At 35.3% G+C, this 25,031-nt stretch carries 21 protein-coding genes; 7 read left to right on the top strand and 14 right to left on the bottom strand.

Annotated elements, in window-relative coordinates; translation table 11 throughout:
• Window positions 1–44: 44 nt before the first annotated feature.
• Window positions 45–7,202, top strand: coding sequence for an Ig-like domain repeat protein (locus E7Z78_RS07950; RefSeq protein WP_303724622.1), 7,158 nt, complete (start codon window positions 45–47; stop codon window positions 7,200–7,202).
• A 309-nt stretch (window positions 7,203–7,511) separates the two neighbouring features.
• Window positions 7,512–8,072, top strand: a complete 561-nt coding sequence (locus E7Z78_RS07955; RefSeq protein WP_303724623.1) for an Hsp20/alpha crystallin family protein — start codon at window positions 7,512–7,514, stop codon at window positions 8,070–8,072.
• Window positions 8,073–8,108: 36 nt separating this feature from the next.
• On the opposite strand, the gene E7Z78_RS07960 is transcribed toward E7Z78_RS07955, so the two are convergent.
• Window positions 8,109–9,119, bottom strand: coding sequence for an SIS domain-containing protein (locus E7Z78_RS07960; RefSeq protein WP_303724624.1), 1,011 nt, complete (start codon window positions 9,117–9,119; stop codon window positions 8,109–8,111).
• A 73-nt stretch (window positions 9,120–9,192) separates the two neighbouring features.
• Between E7Z78_RS07960 and E7Z78_RS07965 the strand changes: the two genes are divergently transcribed.
• The gene (locus tag E7Z78_RS07965; protein WP_303724625.1) at window positions 9,193–9,816 is read left to right on the top strand and encodes a DUF447 domain-containing protein; all 624 of its coding nucleotides are present in this window, start codon (window positions 9,193–9,195) and stop codon (window positions 9,814–9,816) included.
• On the opposite strand, the gene ade is transcribed toward E7Z78_RS07965, so the two are convergent.
• The 8 genes from ade to E7Z78_RS08005 all read right to left on the bottom strand — a co-directional run bounded on the left by ade (window position 9,813) and on the right by E7Z78_RS08005 (window position 16,939).
• On the bottom strand, window positions 9,813–11,528 hold the full coding sequence (gene ade, locus E7Z78_RS07970) for an adenine deaminase (RefSeq protein WP_303724660.1): 1,716 nt from the start codon (window positions 11,526–11,528) through the stop codon (window positions 9,813–9,815). The genes E7Z78_RS07965 and ade overlap by 4 nt on opposite strands.
• A gap of 2 nt (window positions 11,529–11,530) precedes the next feature.
• Window positions 11,531–12,751 (bottom strand): TIGR00300 family protein, encoded by a 1,221-nt coding sequence (locus tag E7Z78_RS07975; protein WP_303724626.1) that lies wholly within the window; start codon window positions 12,749–12,751, stop codon window positions 11,531–11,533.
• 134 nt (window positions 12,752–12,885) lie between these two features.
• Window positions 12,886–13,788, bottom strand: coding sequence for a zinc-ribbon domain-containing protein (locus tag E7Z78_RS07980; protein WP_303724627.1), 903 nt, complete (start codon window positions 13,786–13,788; stop codon window positions 12,886–12,888).
• A 66-nt stretch (window positions 13,789–13,854) separates the two neighbouring features.
• The gene (locus E7Z78_RS07985; protein WP_303724628.1) at window positions 13,855–14,670 is read right to left on the bottom strand and encodes a zinc ribbon domain-containing protein; all 816 of its coding nucleotides are present in this window, start codon (window positions 14,668–14,670) and stop codon (window positions 13,855–13,857) included.
• 12 nt (window positions 14,671–14,682) lie between these two features.
• Window positions 14,683–15,645 carry a zinc ribbon domain-containing protein gene (locus E7Z78_RS07990; RefSeq protein ID WP_303724629.1) on the bottom strand — a complete coding sequence of 321 codons (963 nt, stop codon included), beginning with the start codon at window positions 15,643–15,645 and terminating at the stop codon, window positions 14,683–14,685.
• Window positions 15,646–15,653: 8 nt separating this feature from the next.
• Window positions 15,654–16,199, bottom strand: coding sequence for a hypothetical protein (locus tag E7Z78_RS07995; RefSeq protein ID WP_303724630.1), 546 nt, complete (start codon window positions 16,197–16,199; stop codon window positions 15,654–15,656).
• A 9-nt stretch (window positions 16,200–16,208) separates the two neighbouring features.
• Window positions 16,209–16,424 (bottom strand): hypothetical protein, encoded by a 216-nt coding sequence (locus E7Z78_RS08000; RefSeq protein ID WP_303724631.1) that lies wholly within the window; start codon window positions 16,422–16,424, stop codon window positions 16,209–16,211.
• An 8-nt stretch (window positions 16,425–16,432) separates the two neighbouring features.
• Window positions 16,433–16,939 carry a hypothetical protein gene (locus tag E7Z78_RS08005; protein ID WP_303724632.1) on the bottom strand — a complete coding sequence of 169 codons (507 nt, stop codon included), beginning with the start codon at window positions 16,937–16,939 and terminating at the stop codon, window positions 16,433–16,435.
• Between the two features lie 110 nt (window positions 16,940–17,049).
• On the opposite strand from E7Z78_RS08005, the gene E7Z78_RS08010 reads away from it, so the two are divergent.
• Window positions 17,050–17,328: a winged helix-turn-helix domain-containing protein gene (locus tag E7Z78_RS08010; protein WP_303724634.1), complete on the top strand. Its 279-nt coding sequence runs from the start codon at window positions 17,050–17,052 to the stop codon at window positions 17,326–17,328.
• Between the two features lie 40 nt (window positions 17,329–17,368).
• On the opposite strand, the gene E7Z78_RS08015 is transcribed toward E7Z78_RS08010, so the two are convergent.
• The 5 genes from E7Z78_RS08015 to E7Z78_RS08035 form a co-directional block, all read right to left on the bottom strand.
• On the bottom strand, window positions 17,369–18,706 hold the full coding sequence (locus E7Z78_RS08015) for an NCS2 family permease (RefSeq protein ID WP_303724635.1): 1,338 nt from the start codon (window positions 18,704–18,706) through the stop codon (window positions 17,369–17,371).
• 170 nt (window positions 18,707–18,876) lie between these two features.
• Complete coding sequence (locus E7Z78_RS08020; RefSeq protein ID WP_303724636.1) at window positions 18,877–19,011, bottom strand: hypothetical protein; 135 nt, start codon at window positions 19,009–19,011, stop codon at window positions 18,877–18,879.
• A 276-nt stretch (window positions 19,012–19,287) separates the two neighbouring features.
• Complete coding sequence (speB, locus tag E7Z78_RS08025) at window positions 19,288–20,154, bottom strand: agmatinase (RefSeq protein ID WP_303724637.1); 867 nt, start codon at window positions 20,152–20,154, stop codon at window positions 19,288–19,290.
• A 36-nt stretch (window positions 20,155–20,190) separates the two neighbouring features.
• The gene (locus E7Z78_RS08030) at window positions 20,191–20,586 is read right to left on the bottom strand and encodes a translation initiation factor IF-5A (RefSeq protein ID WP_303724638.1); all 396 of its coding nucleotides are present in this window, start codon (window positions 20,584–20,586) and stop codon (window positions 20,191–20,193) included.
• A gap of 145 nt (window positions 20,587–20,731) precedes the next feature.
• Complete coding sequence (locus E7Z78_RS08035) at window positions 20,732–21,082, bottom strand: hypothetical protein (protein ID WP_303724639.1); 351 nt, start codon at window positions 21,080–21,082, stop codon at window positions 20,732–20,734.
• A 102-nt stretch (window positions 21,083–21,184) separates the two neighbouring features.
• Between E7Z78_RS08035 and E7Z78_RS08040 the strand changes: the two genes are divergently transcribed.
• From E7Z78_RS08040 to cfbE, 3 genes are read left to right on the top strand one after another with little or no spacing between them, the layout of a single operon-like run.
• A complete protein-coding gene (locus E7Z78_RS08040) occupies window positions 21,185–21,646 on the top strand; it encodes a pyruvoyl-dependent arginine decarboxylase (protein ID WP_303724640.1) in 462 nt (153 codons plus the stop codon).
• A gap of 2 nt (window positions 21,647–21,648) precedes the next feature.
• A complete protein-coding gene (locus tag E7Z78_RS08045) occupies window positions 21,649–23,508 on the top strand; it encodes a bifunctional NADP phosphatase/NAD kinase (RefSeq protein WP_303724641.1) in 1,860 nt (619 codons plus the stop codon).
• On the top strand, window positions 23,501–24,919 hold the full coding sequence (gene cfbE, locus E7Z78_RS08050) for a coenzyme F430 synthase (RefSeq protein WP_303724642.1): 1,419 nt from the start codon (window positions 23,501–23,503) through the stop codon (window positions 24,917–24,919). Before E7Z78_RS08045 ends, cfbE begins: the two co-directional genes overlap by 8 nt.
• Window positions 24,920–25,031 lie beyond the last annotated feature (112 nt).

The raw sequence follows: 25,031 nt of genomic DNA on the forward strand, positions 1-25,031 counted from the left end.
CATCTTCCAAATTCATTAATAACACTGCACGTGAAGGTGGAGCATTGCACTTCAAAAACTTAATTCAAATTGAACCAGCAGTTGCTTCATGTGATTTTGAACAAAATACTGCAGTTAAAGGATCTGCAATATACCTCGGCAATAACTCCATATATATGAGTGTCACATTATCCGAGTTTATTAAAAACGACATTAAAAATGATGCTGGCGAAGATGCAGAACTTGAAGGTGGAGTAATATATGTTAATGCAAACGATGCTGAAGTAACATTTAATATTGACACATCCAACTTTGAAAGCAACTCCAACAAGGATGTTAATGGTGGAGTCATATGCCTTGACGGAATTTCAAACGCAAACATCGACACCTGTACTTTCAATAACAATAAAGGTAAAATGGGTTCTGTTATTTTAATCAAAAACCCTTCTAATGAAAAGCTCAGGTTATTTATAGACAACAGCCTCATTATGAACAACAATGCAACAATTGGAGCAATTGCAACATCTCCTAAAGTTACAGCATTCATTGACGGTTGTGTTCTTGCAAATAACACCGGTGAATACAGAAATATTTACAACAATGGATTTACCGTAGCTCATGATACCATTTTTGACGTTAAAGGTGTTGAATTAAATGCATTGAATGTTAAATATGGTGAAAGCTCAATAATCAGCGGTACAGCAGATATTGGTGCTAATATCTATGCTGCAGCTAATTTAACAGTCGCTGGTGAAAACGTCACTGTGGAAATCAAAGACAATGCATTCACCTATAATACAGGCATATTGAATCCAGGCAAATATCATGCTGTTTTAAACGGTATTGTAGATTACAATGAAAATGCATATCATATGGACAGCATTACTAAAATGTTCAAAGTCAACAGTGCAAGCTTTGATTTGAATGTTTCCGTCGACAATATCACCTATGGTGAAACAATAAAAATCACTGAAACATTACCTGCAAACGCTATTGGTACAATAACCTACCAATTGAATGGAGTATATTATACAAAAGAAGAACTTGAGTCATTGAAATTAGATGCAGGAAAATACTCTCTTGTAGCTTTCTATAATGATGATACTTTCGAATCCACATATTCCATTATTGATTTTGAAGTGAAAAAGGCCAATCCAACCATATCTGTAGCGGATGTGGAAGTTGGATCTGACGAAAACATTACTGTAAACATTGAAACAAATGTTCCATCAATTTACACAATAGAAATTGGTGACTACAAGATCATCACATTAATCAACGGCAGCAAATCCATTGAAGTGGGTAAAACATTTGCGCCTGGAACTTACACAATCAAGGTCACTTCACAAGAACGTGTAAACTACTTATCAGGTTCTGCTGAGGCCACCTTGACAGTGAATGGAGCAACACTTGGCGCTACCAATAATGTTCTCGGCGAATCCTCAATTGAGGAAGTATATGATGAAAACGTTAATAATTTCAATTGGAATTCCCATGATGATATTCTAATTGCCTCAAATAATGACATACTTAGTGATGAAGATTCCATTTTCGATGACTATGAAGGAACTGGCAACTTCATTTACCAAGAGGATGAAGATGATGATCCTCAATATTTCGACACCCTAGAAGAGGCAATCGACGAAGCTTCACTATTTGGAGGTATCATTTCAGTTAGAGGTGGAACATATAAGGGATATGGATTCTGCGGAATTGATATTGAAGGAGAATTGGAAATAACAATCAGAGCTTATGGAGGCGAAGAGGTTATTTTCGACTGTGAAGGTGAAGATTATTTCCTACATTTAACATATGATACTGAAGTAGAGTGGATTGAGACAGTTCCTCCTATTCCAGTTCCATATAATACAGAAGGTCCTACCATTACACTTGAAAACATTACAGTAATCAATGGATACAACTATGAAGGTGGAGCTATTGAACTGGTTGCAGGTACCTTGACAATGACCAACTGTAATTTCTACAATAACACTGCTGAAGATTATGGTGGAGCAATATGCATTGGTTCAATGGATTCAGACCAGGATGCAACCCTTATTGCACTAAACTGTACATTTATAGGCAATATTGCAGGTGAAGAAGGTGGAGCAATCTATATTGAGGCAGATCTCGAACAATACTCCTCAGCAACATTTGGATTCTGTACCTTTTTAGATAACTTCCAGGGAGAAGAAGGAAACCTTACAATGAATTACTTTGCAGGCCCTGAAGTTAGTGAAATTACCAGTAAATATTGTGTTTTCAACGGCACTGGTAAAATATACAATGTTACCATTGATAAAATCAACCAAACAGTCATAATTAACGGTACAACCCTAGATTCATTTGATTCAGTGGTTTTAATGTACTTCGACCAAGTACCTGTATACACAATGTACAATAACGGGTCCCAGAATTTCTACATCACTTTTGAAGAAGTATTGGGGGGTAACTATACAGTAGGTCTAATGAATGATCATAACTTCAATACTTATCTCTTTGGATATAAATTTGAAATGGTAGAGGCAAATTTCATCATATCCGAGGATGAAGTGTATGAAAACTTAACTGATGCTATTGATGCTGTTGCGGAAAATGGTATTATTTATGCAAATCACAATTACTATATTGAAGAGAATATGGAAATTGATATCACTAAATCATTCACTCTTAAGAATTTCAGAGATCGTATTGTTATTTTCGATGGAAACAGTACAAACTGGTTCTTTACAGTGGCTGAAGGATGTAATGTTGTGTTTGAAGGCATAAACTTTACCGATGGAAACATAAAAACCCATGCAGCATTTGAAAATAACGGTAATTTAACATTTAAAAACTGTATATTCACTGATTTTGAAACCGAAGCAATCATATACAATGCTGGTTTCTTAAACATAATCGGCAGTGAATTTTCCGACAATTTAATTAATAATGCTGTTGTTTTAAATGAAGGAAAATTATCCGTTGATTCAACTGTATTTGCAAGCAATATCATTAATGCTAATTCCGTAATATTCAACAATGGAAATGCAGACGTTATATCATCTAATTTCACAGAAAACATTAATTATGGAAATAGTGGTGCAATATACAGCACTGACTCATTAAACATTAAAGACAGTGTTTTCCGTGAAAATGAAGGCATAAACGGTGGAGCAGTTTACAGTACAGGAACCCTGCAAGTTATCAACTCCACTTTTGAAGACAACACTGCAAACGGATATGGTGGAGCAATTTACAGTGAAAATGAATTAGATATCTTTAATTCAACATTCACAGGAAACTATGCAGAAACTGACGGTGGTGCTATTTACAATAATAATATTGCTATCGTTAATAATTCAACATTCGTTGCCAATACCGCAAACGGCAAAGGTGGAGCTATATATAACAACAAAACTTTAAAACTTACAGAATCCGTCTTTGGAATTAACACTGCGGACGAATTTGCAAACATATACAATGCGGGATCTATTGAATTCAGCGAAAACGTATTTGATTTCTATGATGTGATATTGCACATACCTGATGGCGAATACGGCGTCCCTGTAGTAATTACCGGTACACTTGACCCTCAATTCAACATGGATCTTCAACTGGTCTTGCCTGGATTTGTCAACAATACTGATGCAACAGTCGACATTGTAGAAGGCATATTTGAACACAATGTAGGAGTCATGCCAAAAGGCATTTATGACGTCATATTAAATGAAATCATTTATGACAGCAACGGCAACGTTTATTATGGTGAAGCAGTAATTGACAGGCTCATCGTCCATAAGGCAAATGTATACATCAATCTTACTGTTGAGGATATTGTCCTTAGGGATGCATTAGTGGCTGCACCTGTTTTAAAAGTCAATGCAACCAAAGACGGAATCATCAATCTTCTATTCAATAACAAGTTTTTAACTGTCAACATTACCGATGGTTATGGTGAAATAACCTTGGAAAGTGTTGGAGAAGGAAACTACACTGTATTTGCAGTCCGTGAAGGTGATGAAAACTATAATGATGCGGTGAACACAACCACATTCAAAGTCAGCGAATATGAAGGCAATTTCATTGTCAACAGTACCGGCCATAAATTCGATTCATTGCGTGAAGCTATCAACGATGCTGCCGCTGAAGACATCATTTATGTAAACGAAGGAAATTATACTGGTCCTGGCAATTTCGGAATACAAATTATAGGTAAGAAATTAACTATTACCCCACTTGGAGTTGTTATTTTTGATGCAAATTCATCAGATTATAACTTTATTACTATTTATCCAAATTCCGATGTTACCCTTGAAGATATTGTAATCACAGGTTTTAATACTGATGATTCAATCATTTACAATCAAGGTAATGTGACTGTTAACGGATGTACATTTATCAATAACAATGTATCCAATCCAGATTGCCCATTAATCGACAGTATCGGAAATGTAACCATTGTTGAATCTGAATTTTATGACAACACTGTAGGAGCAAATCTCATTTACAATTTAGGTAAATCAAATAATGTCCTTATTAACGAGTCAACATTTGAGAACAACACAATCAACTCTCCTGTTCACAGCATCATATCAATAATGAATGCAGATACAGTGAAAGTCATATCAAGCAAATTTGTTGAAAACGTTTTAACATCTGATATCATTCATGTTTCAGGTGCTAACGATGTTCTAATTAATTCTGTATTTGTAAATAACACTGAAGGTTTATATGCTATTTATTCAGATATAACTTCCAATCTACTCGTTGAAGATTCCATATTCACCGGCAATACCATGGAGCGTTATATAATAGGAATAGGTGGATCAATTTTATTTAACAATAATACTGCCATTATTTCCGGTTGTACATTCACAGAAAATACCGCTCAAAATGTTGTGTATAATTATAACGAAAAGTTATCCGTTTTAGAATCCACCTTTACAGCCAACACACTTTCAGGTGACGGTGCATTATACATTACATCAAAAATGAATTCAACTGTCGATAACTGTGTATTTACAGACAATAATGCAGACAGTTACAGAAACATCTATAGTGAAAATCCTAATGTAAAAATTACCAATACCCTGTTTGATGCAATAAATGTTGATTTAAGTGTTAATGACATTGACTACGGAGAAAATGAAACAATTAATGGTACTATCGATATCGGTACAAACCTAAACTTCACTGTTAAATTGGACATTAACGGCAGAACTTATTCAGTAAACGTAACTGACAATAAGTTCACCCACAATGTAAAACGTCCTAGCGCTGGAGACCATACTGTAGTATTGAATGCAGAAGACAGTAATTCAAACAGTTACACTATTGATAAAATAACTAAAATATTCACTGTCAACCAAGTAGAACAGCTATTAAACGTTACAATTAAAGACATTAATTATGGTGAGAAATTAAATGTTACCATAGTCGCTAATAAACCTAACAATGTTGTCTTTGAATTGAACGGCAAGACCTACACTAATGAGACTCTGCAAAATCTCATATTGGCTGCTGGTGATTATTTAATTGTTGCAAAATCTAGCGGAGATAAAAACTACCTTCCGGCTACAGCATTCGTTCATGTGAAAGTTCACAAGATTGCACCTGTCATTACAGTCAGTGATGCTGAAGGTAACTATGGTGATGAGATTAAAGTGGATGTAAGTGTCAGTGCTCCTGATTATTACACCGTATTTATAGGTGACAAATCAGTTTCATTATATGTTGAGGACAAAGCAACATTCACATTCAACGGTACAGACTTCAAGCCAGGTACCCATGAAATCAAGGCTTATGTATTTGAAAGTGAAAATTATACTGAAGCATATGGTAATGCCACATTAACAGTGAATAAAACTGATGGTTTCTTCAGGTTATCAAACGATATGATCGGTTATGGTGAAAATGCAACCGTTAGAGTAACCGCTCCAGTGAATGCATCTGGAAACATTATATACACAATATATGACAAGAATGCGGAAGTGGTTTACACTATCACACAATCATGTCTCGAAGACCTTGTTGTGCCTAACTTGAAACTTGGAACCTATATTGTCACAGGTACTTATGAAGGTGACTCCTACTACACCGATAAGTCAAGAGTCAATTCCAGTTCAATAACTGTGATTAAAGGCGAACCAAAAGTTGATATTAACCTTGAAAACATTACTGGAAGCACACCTTCAATAAGCGTGAAATTACCTGAAGATGCAACTGGAAATATAAGTGTCTATGTGAACAACATATTGCAAAAAACCGTTAATTTGGTCAATGGTAGTGCAGTTGTTAACACTACAGATTTAAAACCTGGTAATAATACTGTTACTGTTATATACAGCGGTGATGACAATTATAAACCAATCAACAAGACTGCTGTCGTAAATTACCAAGTTTCAATTGTTGCATCCGACATGACAAGAGGTTACAATAGCGGCTTGGATTACAATGCATCATTATATGATGAAAATGGATTACCACTTGCAAACACAAATGTGACAATCAAGGTGGACACAATCAACTACACTGTCAAAACAGATTCCAATGGTGTATTGAAACTCAATAAGAAATTGGCTGTAGGAAATCATGCTATTGTCATTATCAATCCAGTGACTGGCGAATATAAATTGACTAACTTGAAGATAGTTAAAAGAATCACAGGCAACAAGAATGTGAAAATATTCTTCGCTGATGGATCTAAATATACCGTCAGGATTGTTGGTGACGACGGCAAGTATGTTGGAGCAGGCCAGGTTGTTAAAATGAAAGTTGCAGGCAAAACCTATTCTGTCAAAACAGATAAGAATGGTTATGCTACCCTTAAATTACGTTTGAAAGCTAAAACATACACTATTAGTGTGACATATAAAGGATTCACCACTAAAAATACTGTGAAAGTTAAATCTGTTGTGAAACCTGTTAAAAAGTTAGTAAAAATTAATAAGAAGTCTAAAACTAAAAAGACCAAAAAATCTAAAAAGAAATACATTAAAATCAAAGTTAAACTTAAAGGCAAAAAAGTCCTTAAAAAGAAAAAAGTTTACATGAAGTTTAAGGGTAAAACATACAAGGCTAAAACCAACAAGAAAGGAAAAGCAACCTTCAAAGTACCTAAAAAAGTTATCAAAAAACTTAAGAAAGGTAAAAAATACAAGGCTAAATTCACCTACAAGGCAAAAGCAAACGGAAAAACAATTAAAAACACAGCTAAATGCTATGTTAAAAAATACAGATAAAACACAAAATTTTTGAGGATTTTTTAATCCTCACATTTTCTTTTTTTAAATGTGATGTTTTTCTGACAACTGAAAAACATGTGCAAATATAATCTTATCTGATTCTAACTTATATAACATTTCAATCATTTATATAAACAGAATATTTTATTTATTGAATAAAATAAAGTGCTTCCAATATATAAAAGAAAAGTTCAATAGCATTACTTTTTAATAACTTTTAGTAAATTTAATAGAAAAGTATATATACTAACAAAAAGTAACTAATACATACTTATAACAATTCATCAATAAAGGAGCGTGAAAAATATGGTAGATTCCGAAACCATTGAAGAAAAAATTTCTGATAAAAAAGAAAAATTTGATGAAAAATTTGAAGAAAGAAAAGAAAAAATTGATGACAAAAAAGAAAAAAGCAAAAACATTGCTGACAATGTTATCAACGACCTATACAAAAGCATAGACGATTTCAAGGAAAACATCAAGAGCATGCAAAAAGCAGCAGATCAAAAATATTCCGATTACAAAAAATCAACCGTGCAAACATTAGACATTGACTTGATTGAAACCAAAGATGTTTACTACATCAAAGCAGCAGTACCTGGCGTTGAAAAAGAAGATGTATTAATCGAAGCAGGCGACAATGACATAACCATTGAAACCACTTTCAAACCATACATTGAAGAATTCGCAGAAGATGAAACCGCTGAAGTAATTTCCTCCTCACTCAAATCAGGCAGATGCGTCAAAACTGTAAGATTTGAAAACAGCCTTGATTTAGAAAACATCACTGCAAAATTCGCAAACGGAATCGTAATTGTTACAATTCCAAAACTAATCATACCAAAACATAAAGTAAATGTAGAATAGATTTTCTACATTTTTCTCTCTTTTTTTTAAAAAAAATTAATATCGTACTTTACCGATGTGTCTTGTAGCACCAGGATCCTCACCGTTATAATGTGCCAAGTAATATACAAACCATTCAAGTGGAATAACAAGAACGAATGGAGATAAGAGTTTATCCACATCAGCATAATCCTTCAATTCATAGATTATGGATTTCAACTTGAGATTTTCGCAAAACTCAATAGCCTTATCTGTAATCTCATCAGACTCAAACTCTGATTTTAAAATTATTATAGGAACATCCTTTTCAGCCCTTTCAATGAGACCATGTCTGAATTCGGCTGAATATTCAGGACAAGCGTGCTTGATTGCACCTTCCATGAGCATTGTCATTGCCAACTTATATGCAAGACCGAAGTTCGGACCGCTTCCAAGACAGTAGAATATGTCCTCGTTTTTAAAGTCCTGTGCCAGCAACCTGTTGTCATATTCAGTGGTTTTCAACAGTTCCTCAATTATATCAGGCATTTCAGACAATTGCTTTAACAAGTTGTCCTTTCCTTCATAATCAGATGCTGAGAATAATATTTGATAAAGGCATGCAAGCTGTGTGATATAGGTTTTAGTACCCAGAATAGCTGTTTCTGTTTCACATCTTGTTGCAATTGGAGTTTTAGCTTCTTTAATCATTGAACTTTCAGGTTCATTTGAAATGGAAACAGTGTGTATGTTGAATTCATTAGCCTTTCTGAGTGCTGCAAGTGTGTCTGCTGTTTCACCTGACTGTGAGGTGAATATAGCTATAGAATCCTCATTTTGAGTTAATTTCTTATTGTAGTAGAATTCATAGCCCGCATATACTTCAATGTTGAGGTTTGTGCTTGACATTCTTATTGCATCACGAACGCTATAACATGTTGAAATGGAACTTCCACAGCCTATCAAGTATATTTTGCCCGCTTCAGAAACCATTTGAGAAACTTTATCCATGTTTTCCTTTTCGCTTTCAAAAGTTTTTCTTAAAGAATCCGGTTGTTCCATCATCTCATCATACATTTTATATTTCATAAGCTTAAACTCCTTTAAAATTAAATATTATCATTAATATATTGTTAATCAAGATATAAAAAGGTTTTTTATTATGATTGATTTGGCTTTAATTGGAATGGAAAAGGGAAGGCAATACGAGACAATTATTTCCACAAGAAATGAGGATGGAAGCAAGAATGCAGCACCCATAGGGGTGATTTGTGCGGGCAGTGACAAAATCATCAACAGAATTTTTAAGGGAAGTCACACTCTCGACAACATTGTCCGTGAAAGACAGTTCACAGTCAACATTACACATGATCCTGAGCTTTTCACCACTGCAACCCTTGGAAATCTGCCACAGGACTGTTTTAATGATGATTGTTCCATAAAAGGCGTTAAGGCCCACTTCAAATGTGAAGTGATCAGCTTGACTGAAGCTGTCAAGCAAAGCGACCCAATTAAAAGGAAAGATGAAGCGATTGTCATCAAATCCAAGGTTGTTGACTTGAAAATTAGTGAACAAACACATGCATTAAACAGGGGCTTTGGATATGTCATTGAAAGCTTAGCCAATTTTACACGCTTTGACATGGTGGGCAGTGAAGAAAAAGATGAATACTTGAAAAAGTTCAAAGAAGCAAATCGTGTTGTGAAAAAAGTCGGAACAAAAGAAGATATAAAAGCCATGAATGAAATAAAAAAAGAATTAATTAAAAAAGGCTTCAAACCTTAATTAATTATTACATCCATGAACTCGAAAGCATCACCATCAAATAATCCCTTATCAGATATCTTGATTGATGGAATGACCAATAAAGCCATGAATGCCATTGTCATGAATGGGGATTTAAGCTGGCAGCCTAAAGCAGCAGCCATGTCATGGAGTGTAGCTACCTTTTCAGCCACATCAAATGCATCCTTATTACTCATCAATCCTGCTATAGGAAGAGGTAATGATTCAATGAAATCCTCACTATAAATTGCAATTCCACCCATATTGTCAATTACCTGATTGACAGCTTGAGCCATTTCTTCGGAAGTGTATCCGACAACGATTATGTTGTGTGAATCATGAGCAACTGATGATGCGATAGCACCTTTTTTAAGACCAAATCCTTTAACAAACGCATTAGCTACAGTGTTTCCACCATAACGTTCAACAACCGCAATCTTCAATACATCCTGAATGAGATCAGCCTGGACGACGCCATTTTTAGTTTTTAGCTTTGCAGTTGCTTTTTTGGTTAGCAGGTCACCGTCAATGCACTCAATCACATTGACTTCACATTCCTTACCATCATAATGAATATCAAAGTCATCAGGAGTTTTTTTAGATGCGTTGATTGTATTGTGAGCTTCAACTTCTGGAGCATCGAACAGTACATTTTCACCATCGAATACGCATTCGCCTCCAATGTATGTTTTTTGAATGTTCAAATCGGTAAGGCTGTCCACTATCACATAATCTGCCTGTGCTCCCTCAACAATGGCTCCACAGTTTAGATTATAGTGATATGCAGGATTTATTGTCACCATGTTGATTGCTTTTAAGATATCGATTCCAAAGCCAACAGCTTTTTTGATTGAAAGATTCAAATGACCCTTGATTAAATCATCGGGATGCTTGTCGTCACTGACTATGAAATCAAATAGTGGGGAGTAAATTTTACTTTCAAACACGTCCCTATATATCAATCCTAATTGTTCAGGATTTTCGATGTTTGATTTACCTTCCCCCATATTGAAAAGTCCTTCCATATCCATGGCAGATGACCCGTCACGAACCATAATCTTGACACCTTTAAGCTTTTTCTCAAGAGCTTCCAAAACATTACTGCATTCGTGGTCAGTACTTATACCTGGCTCAAGGTATTTATCCAAATCTTCGCGAGAAACCAATGGGGCATGACCGTCAATAGGCTTTCCATAGACATGTGCCAACTTAAGTTTCCTGTGAACCTCCTCATCACCATTGATGACACCAGGGAAATTCATCATTTCAGCCAATGCCACAATCTCATCTTTTTTAAGCAGATATTCTACATCATCTGCATTCAAAGTGGCACCTGATGTCTCGAAGACTGTTGCAGGCACACAGGAAGGTGCTGTGAAATAAAAATTAAAAGGCACTTGTTTTGCATTTTCAATCATTGCCTCCACACCATAGATTCCCATAACGTTAGCAATCTCATGGGGATCGCAAACTACACCAGTGGTTCCGTGGCGTACGGCAATTCTGGCAAACTGTGCCGGAGTAATCATACTGCTTTCAATGTGAATGTGAGAATCGATAAAACCCGGTATCATCAATCCGTCAACGTCAACTGTTGTTCTCTCATTGACAGTGATCGGTGAGACTTCCTTGTAAATCCCATTTTCAATTGTGATTCTGGCAGGATAAACTGTATCGGATACCACATCAAGAATATAAGCAGTGAATGACATCATTAATCCTCCATCAATGCATTATAAAGAAGTGGCAAGAATGTACCGATATCTGTAACAATACCCACCACTTGAGCGCTGCCCCTATCGGAGAGCTTTGTCACTGTTGATGGATTGATGTCCACACAGATACTTTTAACTCTTGAAGGGAGAAGGTTACCTGTTGCGATTGAATGAAGCATGGTGGCAATCATGATAACCATGTCAACTTCCTGAGCGTAATGCCTCATAAGCTTTTGTGCCTCGGCGGTGTCTGTTATGACATCAGGCAAAGGTCCATCGTCACGAATGGAACCTGCAAGAACATATGGAACATCATTCTTTACACACTCATACATGATACCGCCAGTCAAGGTACCGTCCTCAACTGCCTTTTTGATGGAGCCTGAATTGTTGATCCTGTTTATGGCCCTCATGTGGTGAGTGTGGCCGTGAGCGACAATCTTACCGGTTTCCACTTCAATACCTAATGAGGTTCCGAAAAGATTGGATTCGATATCATGAGTTGCCAAAGCGTTACCCGCCATGATTACGTCAATGTATCCTTCCTTGACAAGTTCAGCCAAGTATTTTCCTGATCCAGTGTGTACAATTGCAGGCCCTCCAACAATACCAATCTTACCACCTTTAGCCTTGATTTCCTTCATCTCTTCAGCAATACCATTGATTAAATTCATCAAAGGCTTTTCAGAGGAGACTTCACTGTTCATGAACTCGAAGACTTGCTGTTCTTCACGTGATCTGTGAGGTGGTGTGACCCTTACACCGTCAAGGCCAACAACAATCTTATCGCCTGCCTTAACATCTGCAATTGGTTTTACGAATGCTCTTTTGGCATCTTCATCCACTACAACTAAACAGTCCATTTCAATCTCTTCAACAGGTATCCAATTACCATCATAAAAGATATGGGTGGTGTGATTGGATGATGAATAAAATCCTTCAGGAGCAACCTTATCCTTGGTTGATGCAACAAGATTAACTTCCTTAATCTCATCGATGGCTGCACCAAGTACAGACAGTTCATCCAAGATGGACTCTAAAAGTTCGGGAGAATCTGCTGAAACTTCAATCTTTGCATGACTTACATCTGATTTCTTGCGTCCAACATCAATTTCCAATATATCAAATTCTCCGCCTTTGTCCATAATAATGCCCATTGTCTTAGTTAAAGTCAATGAATCAATAATATGGCCTGAAAGCTCAATAGTTCTTTTATTCATAACAATATGCTCCATTTTTAGTTAATATTATAACTATATTTTCGGTGATATTTAATGGTATTGTTACGATGCAAATTTAATTAAAATAATAAAAATAAAAAAAAGAAAAATAAATCAACAATATTTAAAATATGTTATTTTTGATTTTTCTTAAATGATTTTATAGATTTTGGAATTCCTATAACCGAAACATTATCAAATGTAGATTGTTTAATTTTTTTCTTATAAAATTCCTCTTCATCAAATGTTCCATTTTGTTTTTCCTCGTTAATCTCCCTAACGATATCATTTACCATTTTATGATAAAATTTTAAAGCTTCATCATGAGACATGTCTTTTGTAGGAGTGTACACCTGTGCAGCAACAACACCAATTGGACTACCTCCACCACCCATCATGCTTCTTTCAAATAAAAGTAAGTCTTTAACATAATTATCATCAATAGAATCTAATACCTCTAGAAAAACAGGCTCTATTTTTTCAAAATATGCTCGATCCATACCTCTATTTCCTGCTTTTGATAAATTTTTATACCTATAAGACGCAGTTTTATCTAAAACCTTATCCATAGATTTGCTTTTAGAGAATAAACCGCCTAATTTGCCAGAAATTTTATTATCTAAATCAATGACATCATCAAGGATATCACTACCCTCTGAAGAATTTTGATTTGATGAAACATTATTGTTTTGTTTTTCTCCACTTATTTTAGTTCCACAACTAGGACAAAAAACATTGTCCCCAACTTCAGCGCCACAACCTGGACAAAAATGTTTCATAGGCTCTTTTTCAATTTTAGTCCCACAACTAGGACAAAAAGCACTATCTCCTACTTCTTGTCCACAACTAGGGCAAAATGATTTTGATACTTCTTTCACTATTTTTGTTCCGCATTTTGGACAAAAAGCATTATCCCCAACATCAAAACCACAATTCGGACAAGAGGATGCAAGAATTTTTTGTTCAACTTTTGTACCGCAGTTAGGGCAAAAAGCATTATCCCCAACATCAAAACCACAGTTATTACAATTCACCATATTTTTCCTCAAATAATATTTTTTTTATTTTAGATTTGCATTTAAAGAAAATTTATAAAGTACAAATCATAACATTCCCTTGAAATTGTCTGTTAATCCAAGAATAGTTTCTTTAAGGTAGATATTTGAAACATATGCCATGATTATTCCTAAAATAACAATCAATACTAAATGGCCTCCGAAAAATCCTTCATAAACTCCTGCAACAAAAGCCCCATATGTGAATTCGACTAATGGAGTTTCTAAAAGGCCTAAAATTAATCCAACAATCAAACCGAATACAACTGCATTGGCTTCATTATCAATAGCTGCACCGAAAAATCCTGCAGACAAAATGATTGCAATAACAAAGGACAACCATGAAAATCCTATCAATAACCCTATAAATGACAATATCAATGCTACAACGAGAGCGACAATTGATGGCTTAATTATTGTGTTCAGATTAATCTTATCTACAAAAGAACCTGTGGTTACTAATTCCTGTTTATTTGTTTCACCTGTGAACACATTTGCTCCACACTCCTCGCAGAATGCATCATTGTCCCCAACTTCAGCACCACAATTTGGACAATTCTTTTTGTTGACTTTTTGAACTTGATTGACCTTAGTTCCACATGTTGGGCAGAATAATGTATTTTCAGGCAAAGTTGATCCACAACTTTCGCATTTTAAGGTATCCTCTTCCTCAAATTTAACTTCAGTACCACAACTTGGGCAGAATGAATTATTTTCATTTAATTCTGCACCACAATTGCTGCAAACTATTTTAGTATCTACAACTTCTTTTATTTCCTCAGATTTGACAAGATTATTTCCACAATTAGGACAGTTTTCCAATTCATCAGAAACATCCAATCCACAACTACTGCATTTGACCATTTATATCACCATTTATCCAAATAGCAAATCTTTTTTAAGTTGATCAAATTCATCTTGAGTAATAGCTCCACTTTCTAGCAATTCCTGGAATTCTTTTAATTGTTGAGCTTTTGTTGGTTCTGCAGTTTGATTTTCAACAATGACTTTTTGAGGTTGATTTCTTAAAGATTCGAATAAATTAACAAGATTTTGACCAAACTGATAACTTGGAAGTCTAATTTCATAAAAAGTGTTATCAACAAGTTTAATTAATAACCTGTCAAACATGTCCGCACTATCATTATTTGCAATCATGTCTTTAAACCTAGTGGCTTTAAGAGATTGAATATCATTTTGAATGTATCTACGAATATCATGGGCAGAAGTAGGGGCACGTTTAGTGATGTCTTCATATCTGCTTTCATCACCTAAACCTAAAGTCACTCTCATTGAAACAATTTTATCAAAGTAAAAATTATTTATTCCTGCATTGACTTTTTTCCAATCCCTATTATCAATTTCCATAAATACAAATTTATCCTCTTTTATCATGAAGAAACCATCAATCATGGTTTCATTACCAAAAGCCTTTGATAAATTCATGAAGGGAATTCCACCAGATGTAACTGCATATACATCAGTAAAAAGAGCATTAACAGTCCTGTGTTTGGATGTACCTTGCTCTAATTTGTTGAATCTACGTACACTAGTTAAAAAATAATCTTCATCTTTAATCCCAAACTCTTCTGCAAGTTTATCATATCTTTCAAGAACTTCATCACGACGTGCATTCCATTCTTGTTGCCTAAAAGATACGGAAGCACCATTAGCTAATCTATGACCACATTCTACACAGAAATTAGTGTTTCTAGAGTTTTTTGTTCCACATTTCGGACAAACATCAGATGAATTATCAAATTTTTCTACCTTTTCACCACAGTTGAAACAAAAATCAGATCCAACAACTTCCGCACCACAATTATTACATTTAACCATAAATTCACCTATTGTTGATTAATTGTTTTTCTAATCCTATTTCCCCATGCATTTTCTTCCATATCTTTAACAGTTGAATCCAAATTACTGGATACATCAGCCACAGAACTATTCAATGCATTGATCTTATTATCCATAATATCAATTTCTAATTTCATGAAACCCTTTTCAATATCAGTGTAGATTTTTGAAGTTTCTTCTGAAATCAACTCAACATCAGTTCCTTCATTCAGCATGTCCATTAATCTTAAAAATACATGTTCTTGGTGTTGTTTTTCATATTCCTTAATATCTGCAACACTGTAGATTCTGTCCAATAACATTTTAAGGATATTGATAAAGTCTTCCCTATCAGAGTGATCATTAACATTGTGAGGAAGGATATCAGTTTTAAGTAAAAATACTGATTGAATATCATTATCATTTTTCAACACTAAAGAATATCCTTTGTTTTCAATATAAACCAATGCTATAGATTGTTTTTCATAAATATCAATTTCCACTTTTGAAAACTCTTTAGGAATTGATAAGAAATCTAGATTACGCACTAACATTTTAACACCTCATTTTTTAATAAAATCCTTAGCAAATTTACCGATGAAATAAATTACGGCACCCACTGCAACAATTATAATGAATATGAACAATAAACTTCCAAAACCCATCAATAAGGCAGGAATAAGTCTGATTAAAAACATTACCACAATTAATATGACAAAAATCATTATGATAATGCCCACTCCAAATCCCATATTTTCAAAAAAGTCTAAAAAATCCATAATCTACCTCATTTAAATTTAACGGAACTTGCATAAGATTTCAGCATGTCAAGGTCATACCCACCGACAAAAACGGCTTTACTATAATCATCACTTCTAACGCCAACAACATATTCAGGCAGATTTGTCATACCGATATCATTGTAAAACACCAGCATATCCCCATCGCTTTGATAGAAATTATAGACAAATGAAGTTGTCAGAACATGAACTGAATAATCCGCAGCATTTGCGTAGCCTCCACCCACTTGGGAATTATCATAATAGTAAACAGCAAATTCATCCTCATCAATGACATTATTAGGATCATTATCTTTTAGATATTCTTTTGCACAGCCTAATGGCTTATTATCATAACACCAAGCAGAATCACTGTAATGTTCTCCTATCGGAACATTCATTGTGAATAGGCCGTCAAAATCCTGAGTTGCAGTTGCAAATGAACTAACAGCAGTTATGGCGATTAATGCCAAAATAAAGATTAATAACAACCATCTTTTCTTGATAAGTATCACCTCGTTTATTCGGTAATATTATTTTAGTACACACATAATATAAACATTGCTATTAGCATGCTAATATCATATAGATATCTATTAAATAGCTAAAATCAAAATTTTTAAATATGAGTAAAAAGGACGATATGAGCATTATATCACTGCTAGCTCGCTCCAAAAAAAGAATCAAAGTGCTGAAATCACTTGAAAATGAAGACAAGATACCTTCAAAAATCAGCAAGGACATTGACGACAACAGCAATCATGTCTCCAAGTATCTTAAAACATTGAAGGATGCAGAGCTGGTTGAATGCCTTAATGAGGACGATAAAAGATACAGATTTTACAGCATCACCGACAAGGGCAAATACTATCTTGACAAGGTAGAAAAAGATTATAACGACTGATTTTAAAAAAAATAAAAAAAGTTAGACTCAATATTTGAGTCTAAAGTCCGAAGAACAGGTATATTATAAATACAATAACCATCAACCAGATTCCCCAACCTAACTCTTTTGCTTTTCCGCTGGCGAGGCTTGCGATTGCGTATACAACGAATCCCCAAGCGATACCTAATGAAATGGAGTAGGTTAAAATCATCATGATAATGGTCATGAACACTGAAGCAGCAACGATTATGTTGTCCCATTCAACATCTTTCAATTGAGCAATCATCAATATACCGACGATTACTAATGCAGCACAGGTTACTGGAGAAGTGAATAATCCAAGTACCAATGGTGCGAAGAATATTGATAATAAGAATAAGATACCTGTAACAACAGCGGTCAAACCGGTTTTACCACCATTACCAATACCTGCTGCACTTTCTACATAAGCGGTTACTGTACTGGTACCGAATATTGCACCGACAATACCACCGACAGCATCAGCGAGGAATGCGTTTTCGATTCCAACAGCTTGACCTTCATCGTCAATGAATCCACATTGTCTACCTAAAGCCATCAATGTTCCTGTTGTATCGAAGAATGTTACGAATACAAGTGAGAACAGCATCATTATCAGGTTTGGAATGTTTGAGAACAGCTGTCCAAATCCTTTTGTAAATCCTGCAACCAGTGACAAGTCAAAATTGGTGGTTATGAATTGTGCAGGAACGGCAGGCATAAGCATGTCTCCAGCACCGTATCCGACTGCAGTGAATATTACACCGATGATAGCTGTGATTACTAATCCGATGAATACTGCTGCTGGCACTTTTTTAACATATAGTATCAATGTAATGATGATACCGATCATTGCAAGAAGTGCAGGAGCGGTTGAAAGAGCACCCATTGAAACGAAAGTTGAAGGGTCAGCTACGATAATGCCTGCACCCTTAAGACCAAGGAATGCCAGGAAGAATCCGATAGCGGCACCTATACCTAATTTCAAGTCAAGAGGAATAGCGTTTAAGATAGCTTCCCTTAATCCTGAAACGGTAATGATTAAAAAGATTATGCTTGAAATGAATACTGCTGCAAGTGCAGTTTCCCAAGTGTTTCCCATTCCAAGAATGATTGTGTATGTAAACAATGCATTCAGTCCCATACCTGGAGCTAATCCGACTGGATATTTAGCAACTAGCCCCATAATTATACTAGCCACACCGGATGCAACTGCTGTTGCAAAGAACACTCCGGTGACAGGCATTCCACCATCACCTAAAATAACTGGGTTTACACCTAAAATGTAAGCCATAGCAAGGAATGTGGTAATACCTGCGATGATTTCAGTTTTAAAATCAGTTCCATTTTCCTTAAATTTAAAAAAATTGTCCAACATATAACACCTCTTACGAAATAAAATTTCGTAGATGTTATTATATTTTAAAAAAAGTAGTATTAAATTTATCTATAAATTTTTACATGATATATTAGAAATAATCCAAGCCCAGACAAGATTATTTCAAATCGAAAAAATGGCAATAAAATACAAAATGGTAAAGAATCTAGTTATTCTTTATCATCGTTCTTGTCGAGGTCTAAAATGTCATTAACCATATAGGCCCCTATAAACACTTGTTTCAATCCTTTATAAGCGATTGATTCTATAGGATTTAAAGACCAAACTTGTTTTTTATCAGACATGATTTCACCTCTAAATAATAGTTTTAAATATATTATATATAAAATTAACGATTTATCAGTTAGTTTGACCTAAAAAAAGGACTAAAATTTAGTTTAACCTAAATTAGAAATGAATAGTATTTTGAAGGGATTTTTTAGCCAATTTCAAAGGAGAAATGATTACAGTTCAATCAAATCTTGTTCGTGACTTATCTAACAAAATTAAATTTGAAAAACGAATATAAAGATAAACACAAAACAAAAAAGGATTATTAAAAATATGTTTGAGAATTGACCCTATTCAATCAAGGTCAAAAAGTCATAAATGATTTTGGCAGCCACAACTGCAGTATGATCGCCAAGCTTATTGCTTGCGGTTTCAACAACATCCAATCCCACAATGTTCTTGTGGCACAGGTTTTCAAGAATTGTTTCAAGCTCGTGAACGAACAATCCTCCCGGTGTCGGGTTTCCAACGCTTGGAGCAATGGCAGGATTGACAACATCCATATCTATTGAAATATAGATTGGCCCGTCAATGTTTGTCAGGTAATACTCGATAGCATCCATATGCTTGTGAACATCCTTGTTCTTGAATGTCTGGATATTGTAAGTGGACTTGACATAATCCTCCTCTTCCTTTGAGGATGATCTTATTCCAATCTGAACCAGATTGACACCCATCTCATGAGCCCTTCTCATGACTGTGGCATGGGAGTACTTTTCTCCGATGAACTCAAATGCAAGATCCCTGTGTGCGTCCAAATGAACAACAGTTAACTTTTCATATTTCTCGCTTAAAGCCTTTATGGCACCGATGGAAGCCGAATGCTCTCCACCAATTATGATTGGCTTTAGATTCAAGTCAAGAATCTCGTTTACAGTGTCCTCAATGATGGCACAGGTCTTTTCACAGTTTCCAGGAACAACATTGACATCCCCGAAATCATAGAAATTGGTGGTTAAGTCCTTGTTAAAAACAGTATTGTATTTTTCAAAACCGAATGATGCCTCACGAACAACAATCGGCCCTAAACGTGAACCGGAATGATAAGAAGTAGTGCTGTCAAATGGAACTCCGATTATCCCATATGAATTTTCAATTATTTCATCATTTTCCGCAGAAAATGCAAATTTCCATGGTTCATAAGTATTTAAAAGCATAATTTTCTAAAAAAAGGAAAATAAGAAAAAGAGAACTTATGATCCTCTAGTTCTCATGATTTTCATGTTTCCCATAGCAACAATGTATTCAACTTCTCTGCCTTCAGTGATTTCATCTTTTAAGTCTTCAGGCATTTGTAAGTCAATGGTATCATAGTTTTCCAGGTCCATGATTTGTACATTGTCACCTTGGATTGAGATAACTTGTCCTAATCTTTTGTCGATAATAGGAGTATCTACTTTAGTATCTACAGGTTTAACTAAACTTCTTTTTTGGTTATCAAAGATTCCAACAGCTTCAATTCTTGCTTTAGCAGCTCCGTGTTTACCAGGAGATGAAGTAGTGTAACTGATGATTTTACAAGCTTCTCCGTTTAAAACGATATATTTTCCAACTTTTAATGTTTTAATTTCTACAACTTTTGTTGACATTAATTTTCCTCCATTTTATATAAAAACCGGTTTTTAATCTTATAATAAGGAATATTATTAGATTAGTATAAATTATCTTTCCCATTTTATATAAATTATTCGTTTGTGACAAAAAAATAAAAAAGGATTTAAAATAGCATTTAATCTAAAACAATGTTGCTCCAGTATTGTATGAGTATAACCATAAAGAAATTGCAGCTAAAACCAAAACAACTAGCATCCAAACTACAATGAATATTTTCTTACCATCTCGTTCTCCTTTGATGAGATACTTTTCACCCTTCTTGTCACTGGAATGATTCCTATTGTTCTTGTAGAAATCGTCATTTCTAAGATATGAATAGAACAGCCTTGCTATGAAATAGAATATGACGACGAATATCAATCCAATGTAGGGAATAGAACCGAACATTGCAATGATGGATGACACTATAAGCATCAATAGCATGAACATGCATGCGGACAATATTAAAGATATGGATTTGTTAAAAATCATTAGGTACACCTAAATTTATTTAACATTTCATTATTTAAATATGTGATGGCAATCATGAATACTTTAATTTAATATGAAAAATAAACTAATCATAGTGATAAAATGAAGATAGCTATTGTATCAGGAAAAGATGAAGGACCAACAAAATTGAATGCATTCGATAACGCTTTAACTGAAGCAGGAATCGGTGACGTGAACCTCATAAAAGTGTCCAGCATGCTTGCAGGCAACGTTGAAATAGAAACATTGCCTAAACTTAAAGCTGGAGCCATGGTGAATTGTGTTTTATCAACAGTGACTTCAGACAATCCCGGTGACGAAATAACTGCAGTAGTTGCAGTCGCTATTGGAAAAGAACTAGGTTGTGTAGTTGAAACAACCGGAATCAATGAAAATCCGGATGACTTAATAAAGGAAGCCCATGAAATGGTTGAATACATGATGGAAAAACGTGGCGTGGAGATAAAAGAGCTTATCGTGGAACCATGCACAGCAACCGTTGAAAACATAGCTTCAGTTGTCTCATCCGTAGTTTATCTAAATAACAATATAATCGAGGAGTGAAAATGAATGCTCGTGACAAGCAGATAGCAACAGACTTGGCTTATGAAATCATTCGTGACGTGAGCAGAGCCATTCGCCCATATGTTGGAAAGCCGGAATCCGGTGAGAAGATAAAGATGGGTGCTGATGGAACTCCCACATCCCTGATTGATGTCATTGCTGAAGAAAAGCTAATCAACATACTTAAAAATGCACCAGTACTGTCATACCTGATAAGCGAAGAGATTGGAGAACTTAAACTCGGAAAGGGAACACAAAAGAACATTGTTTTAACTCAAGAGCTAAGAAGAACAGACCTGGAAGAGGACGAAACTCCAAAATTCATATTTCTAATTGATCCAGTTGACGGGACCAACAATGCAATTAAAGAGATTCCAGCATTCGGAATTTCAATTGCAGTTGCAAATGTTGAACAGGGAAGACTGTCCACATTGAATGATGTTGAACTCGGTTTTGTCAGCAGCTTTGCAAACGGAAACTTCTTTGAAGCTGAAAAGGGCAAGGGATGCTGGCTTAACAATGAAGAGGTCACACCAAGCAATGTCATAAACATCAGCAACATGACTCTTGGAGGATTCACCAAAAGCGGAACATCAGAAGCATCAAAACTGGTTGACAATGCACGTAGAATGCGTGTTTTAGGCAGTGTAGTATTAGAGTTATCCTATGTTGCGAGCGGAAGATATGATGCATTCCTTGACCTGAGAGGAAGTAGAATAATAGATATTGCAGCTTCAAAACTGATTCTTGAAGAGGCAGGATGCATAATCACAAACAAATACGGCCAAAAGCTTGAAAACATATTGAGCATCTATGAAAAGACAATCGTAGTTGCTGCAAACAATAAAATCCTGCACAAGCAAATGATTGACATATTAAATGACAATCAAACAGATTTCATTGGAAAAGTTGGAGTCATATCAAGAATCGACCAGAAACGACCAATATTATTCTCAGCAAAAGTAATTGATTATCTTTTAACCAATGGACGAGAGGTAATCATTGAAAAACAACTTGCAGATAAAATCATTGAACTGAAGGAAAATCCTAAATTGGAAACAATTATTGAAAGAATACAGGATAACTATCCTGAAATTGCAGATTTCCTTGATGACATCAATTTCAACATAGACTTTGAACAGCTTGCAGTGCCAATCAATGATTTTGACTGCGACATGGCATTGGTTCTTGGAGGGGACGGAACCCTATTAAGGGCACAGGGAAAAATGAAGCCTGAAATCCCAATATTTGGAATAAATATGGGAACCGTAGGATTCCTGACTGAAATTGAAGTTCAGGACACCTTTGAGGCATTGGATGAAATTCTGAAAGGAGATTACTATAAGGAAAAAAGGACACGACTAGTGGTTTCCCACGAAAGCAACATGTTCACAGCAATGAATGAAGTAGTCATAATGACCGATAAGCCTGCAAAGATGCTTCACTTTGAAATAAAAGTGGACGGTGAAACAATAGAAGAGGTTAGGGCGGACGGACTGATTGTCTCCACACCTAGCGGTTCCACAGCTTATGCAATGTCTGCTGGAGGACCTATTGTTGATCCAAAGGTTGCAGGATTTGTCATCATACCAATATGTCCATACAAGCTAGGAGTAAGGCCATTTGTAGTGTCTGACAACAGTGAAATTACCGTCAAACTGCTTAAGAAAGGTAAAAGCGCAGTCTTCGTAATGGATGGACAAATAAACGAGGAAGCAGATTATGAAGAGGAAATCAAATTCAAGAAAGCAGACAAGGACGCCTACTTCATAAGAACTTCAACAAAATATTTCTATGAAAAAGTAAAAGACAAACTAAAAGAAGGCGGAATAAACACTAACCCTCGGTGTGATGATGAATAATCTTGTTATCGATTTAACACATGGTGGAGTGAAAATCGCCATCAGCTTAGCCAAAAAGGACAAAAACGTTTTAGCATACGACATCTACAACACTCTAGATGACATTGATGAGAAACTGTTTGAGATTTATGACATTTGCCTAATCCAGTTAGAGGATTTGAAAGACTTCAAAGGAGACATGAATGTCATCTATCCCATTCACTTGCCTTTAAGCACTGATGAAATCACCAAATATAATCCAAACCTCAACTATACTTTTCAAACACATCACGAGATAGTCCGTGAACTTCTAAACGACTGGGGAAGCGACATTAAGAAAGTCGAAGTCACAGGAGTGAAAGGCAAAACCACTTCCGTTTTCATGCTTAAGGAAATACTGATAGACGAGAACCCCCTGGTATTGTCAAGCCTGGGAGCCTTACTGTATGAAAACGACAGGCAAATCATTTTAAAAAAGAACATATCCATTACTCCGGCCAATATTAAGGATGCCATTGATTTGGCATATAAAGTTGCAAACCCAATTTGCAAAATTGCCGACGGCACTGTAGAGCGCACTGATTTTAGAATTTATGACTCAGCAATTTTTGAATCATCATTGGGTGTCAGCGGAATTGGAGATGTGGGGCTTCTTTTAAACATTGCTGAAGACTATCCGATTGCACGAGGAAAAAGCAGTGCTTCACAAGCCAAAAAGCAAGTGTTTAACTGCAATTGCGTTTGCATCCAAAAGGAGGCTATGGACGAGCATTACTCAAACATTGTGCATGATAAGGTCAACACATTCTCACTGACAGACAAGAGTGCAGAATTATCCGTGAAAAATGTCGAATACAGCCTAGATAAGACAAAAGTTGAACTGGTCTACAATAACGTTAAAACAGTTAATGACAATGTTGTTTCAGGTGAAATCTGCCTGAAGACATTTGCTCCAGGCCCACATCACGTGAGCAATGTTTTAGGAGTTGTCCTGACTTGCATCTGTCTGGAAATTCCAAACGAAACAATCATCAAAAACATTGCTAACTATAAGGGAATTCCTGGCAGAACAAATAAAAAAACCATTGAAAACTCAACAGTAATCGAAGAGATAAATCCAGGACTCAACACACAAGCCATAAAAGAGTCAATAAACATGATTAGTGAACTGGATGACTATTACATATCAATCGGCGGAGATTACGGAATAACCTGCGAGGAAATTGATGAGGAAAAATTATCCGAATTCCTGAATAAACTTGACAAAAACATCATACTGACAGGAGATTTAGGGCTTTCAATTTCCAAAAAACTTGACAAAAAATGTGATTACTACAAGAATTATGAGGATGTTTACGATTTGGCGGTTAAAAACAATAAAAATCTTCTTTTCATATACCGCTCAGATTACCGCAATGTTTCAAAAAGATGAACTTATTGCAAAAATTGAAACATTTAATAAATATTAATTGCAAAAATTAAAAATGTAACAAATTATTGTAAGTTAAAACTTATAATATGAATTTTAAAACATGGAGATAATA

The sequence above is a fragment of the Methanobrevibacter thaueri genome (genome assembly GCF_015062915.1).
GTDB lineage: Archaea > Methanobacteriota > Methanobacteria > Methanobacteriales > Methanobacteriaceae > Methanocatella > Methanocatella thaueri_B.

What these genes read in the sequence shown, in the direction of transcription:
- E7Z78_RS07990 (WP_303724629.1), bottom strand. Translation starts at nt 15,645, where the DNA reads ATGGTTAAATGTAATAATTGTGGTGCGGAAGTTGTTGGATCTGATTTT.
- speB (WP_303724637.1), bottom strand. Translation starts at nt 20,154, where the DNA reads ATGCTTTTAAATACTTATGAACCATGGAAATTTGCATTTTCTGCGGAA.
- E7Z78_RS08020 (WP_303724636.1), bottom strand. Translation starts at nt 19,011, where the DNA reads ATGTCTGATAAAAAACAAGTTTGGTCTTTAAATCCTATAGAATCAATC.
- E7Z78_RS08035 (WP_303724639.1), bottom strand. Translation starts at nt 21,082, where the DNA reads ATGATTTTTAACAAATCCATATCTTTAATATTGTCCGCATGCATGTTC.
- E7Z78_RS08000 (WP_303724631.1), bottom strand. Translation starts at nt 16,424, where the DNA reads ATGGATTTTTTAGACTTTTTTGAAAATATGGGATTTGGAGTGGGCATT.
- ade (WP_303724660.1), bottom strand. Translation starts at nt 11,528, where the DNA reads ATGTCATTCACTGCTTATATTCTTGATGTGGTATCCGATACAGTTTAT.
- E7Z78_RS08015 (WP_303724635.1), bottom strand. Translation starts at nt 18,706, where the DNA reads ATGTTGGACAATTTTTTTAAATTTAAGGAAAATGGAACTGATTTTAAA.
- E7Z78_RS08010 (WP_303724634.1), top strand. Translation starts at nt 17,050, where the DNA reads ATGAGTAAAAAGGACGATATGAGCATTATATCACTGCTAGCTCGCTCC.
- E7Z78_RS08045 (WP_303724641.1), top strand. Translation starts at nt 21,649, where the DNA reads ATGAATGCTCGTGACAAGCAGATAGCAACAGACTTGGCTTATGAAATC.
- E7Z78_RS07975 (WP_303724626.1), bottom strand. Translation starts at nt 12,751, where the DNA reads ATGAATAAAAGAACTATTGAGCTTTCAGGCCATATTATTGATTCATTG.
- E7Z78_RS07995 (WP_303724630.1), bottom strand. Translation starts at nt 16,199, where the DNA reads ATGTTAGTGCGTAATCTAGATTTCTTATCAATTCCTAAAGAGTTTTCA.
- E7Z78_RS08040 (WP_303724640.1), top strand. Translation starts at nt 21,185, where the DNA reads ATGAAGATAGCTATTGTATCAGGAAAAGATGAAGGACCAACAAAATTG.
- E7Z78_RS07985 (WP_303724628.1), bottom strand. Translation starts at nt 14,670, where the DNA reads ATGGTCAAATGCAGTAGTTGTGGATTGGATGTTTCTGATGAATTGGAA.
- E7Z78_RS07980 (WP_303724627.1), bottom strand. Translation starts at nt 13,788, where the DNA reads ATGGTGAATTGTAATAACTGTGGTTTTGATGTTGGGGATAATGCTTTT.
- E7Z78_RS08030 (WP_303724638.1), bottom strand. Translation starts at nt 20,586, where the DNA reads ATGTCAACAAAAGTTGTAGAAATTAAAACATTAAAAGTTGGAAAATAT.
- E7Z78_RS07960 (WP_303724624.1), bottom strand. Translation starts at nt 9,119, where the DNA reads ATGAAATATAAAATGTATGATGAGATGATGGAACAACCGGATTCTTTA.
- E7Z78_RS07955 (WP_303724623.1), top strand. Translation starts at nt 7,512, where the DNA reads ATGGTAGATTCCGAAACCATTGAAGAAAAAATTTCTGATAAAAAAGAA.
- E7Z78_RS07965 (WP_303724625.1), top strand. Translation starts at nt 9,193, where the DNA reads ATGATTGATTTGGCTTTAATTGGAATGGAAAAGGGAAGGCAATACGAG.
- cfbE (WP_303724642.1), top strand. Translation starts at nt 23,501, where the DNA reads ATGAATAATCTTGTTATCGATTTAACACATGGTGGAGTGAAAATCGCC.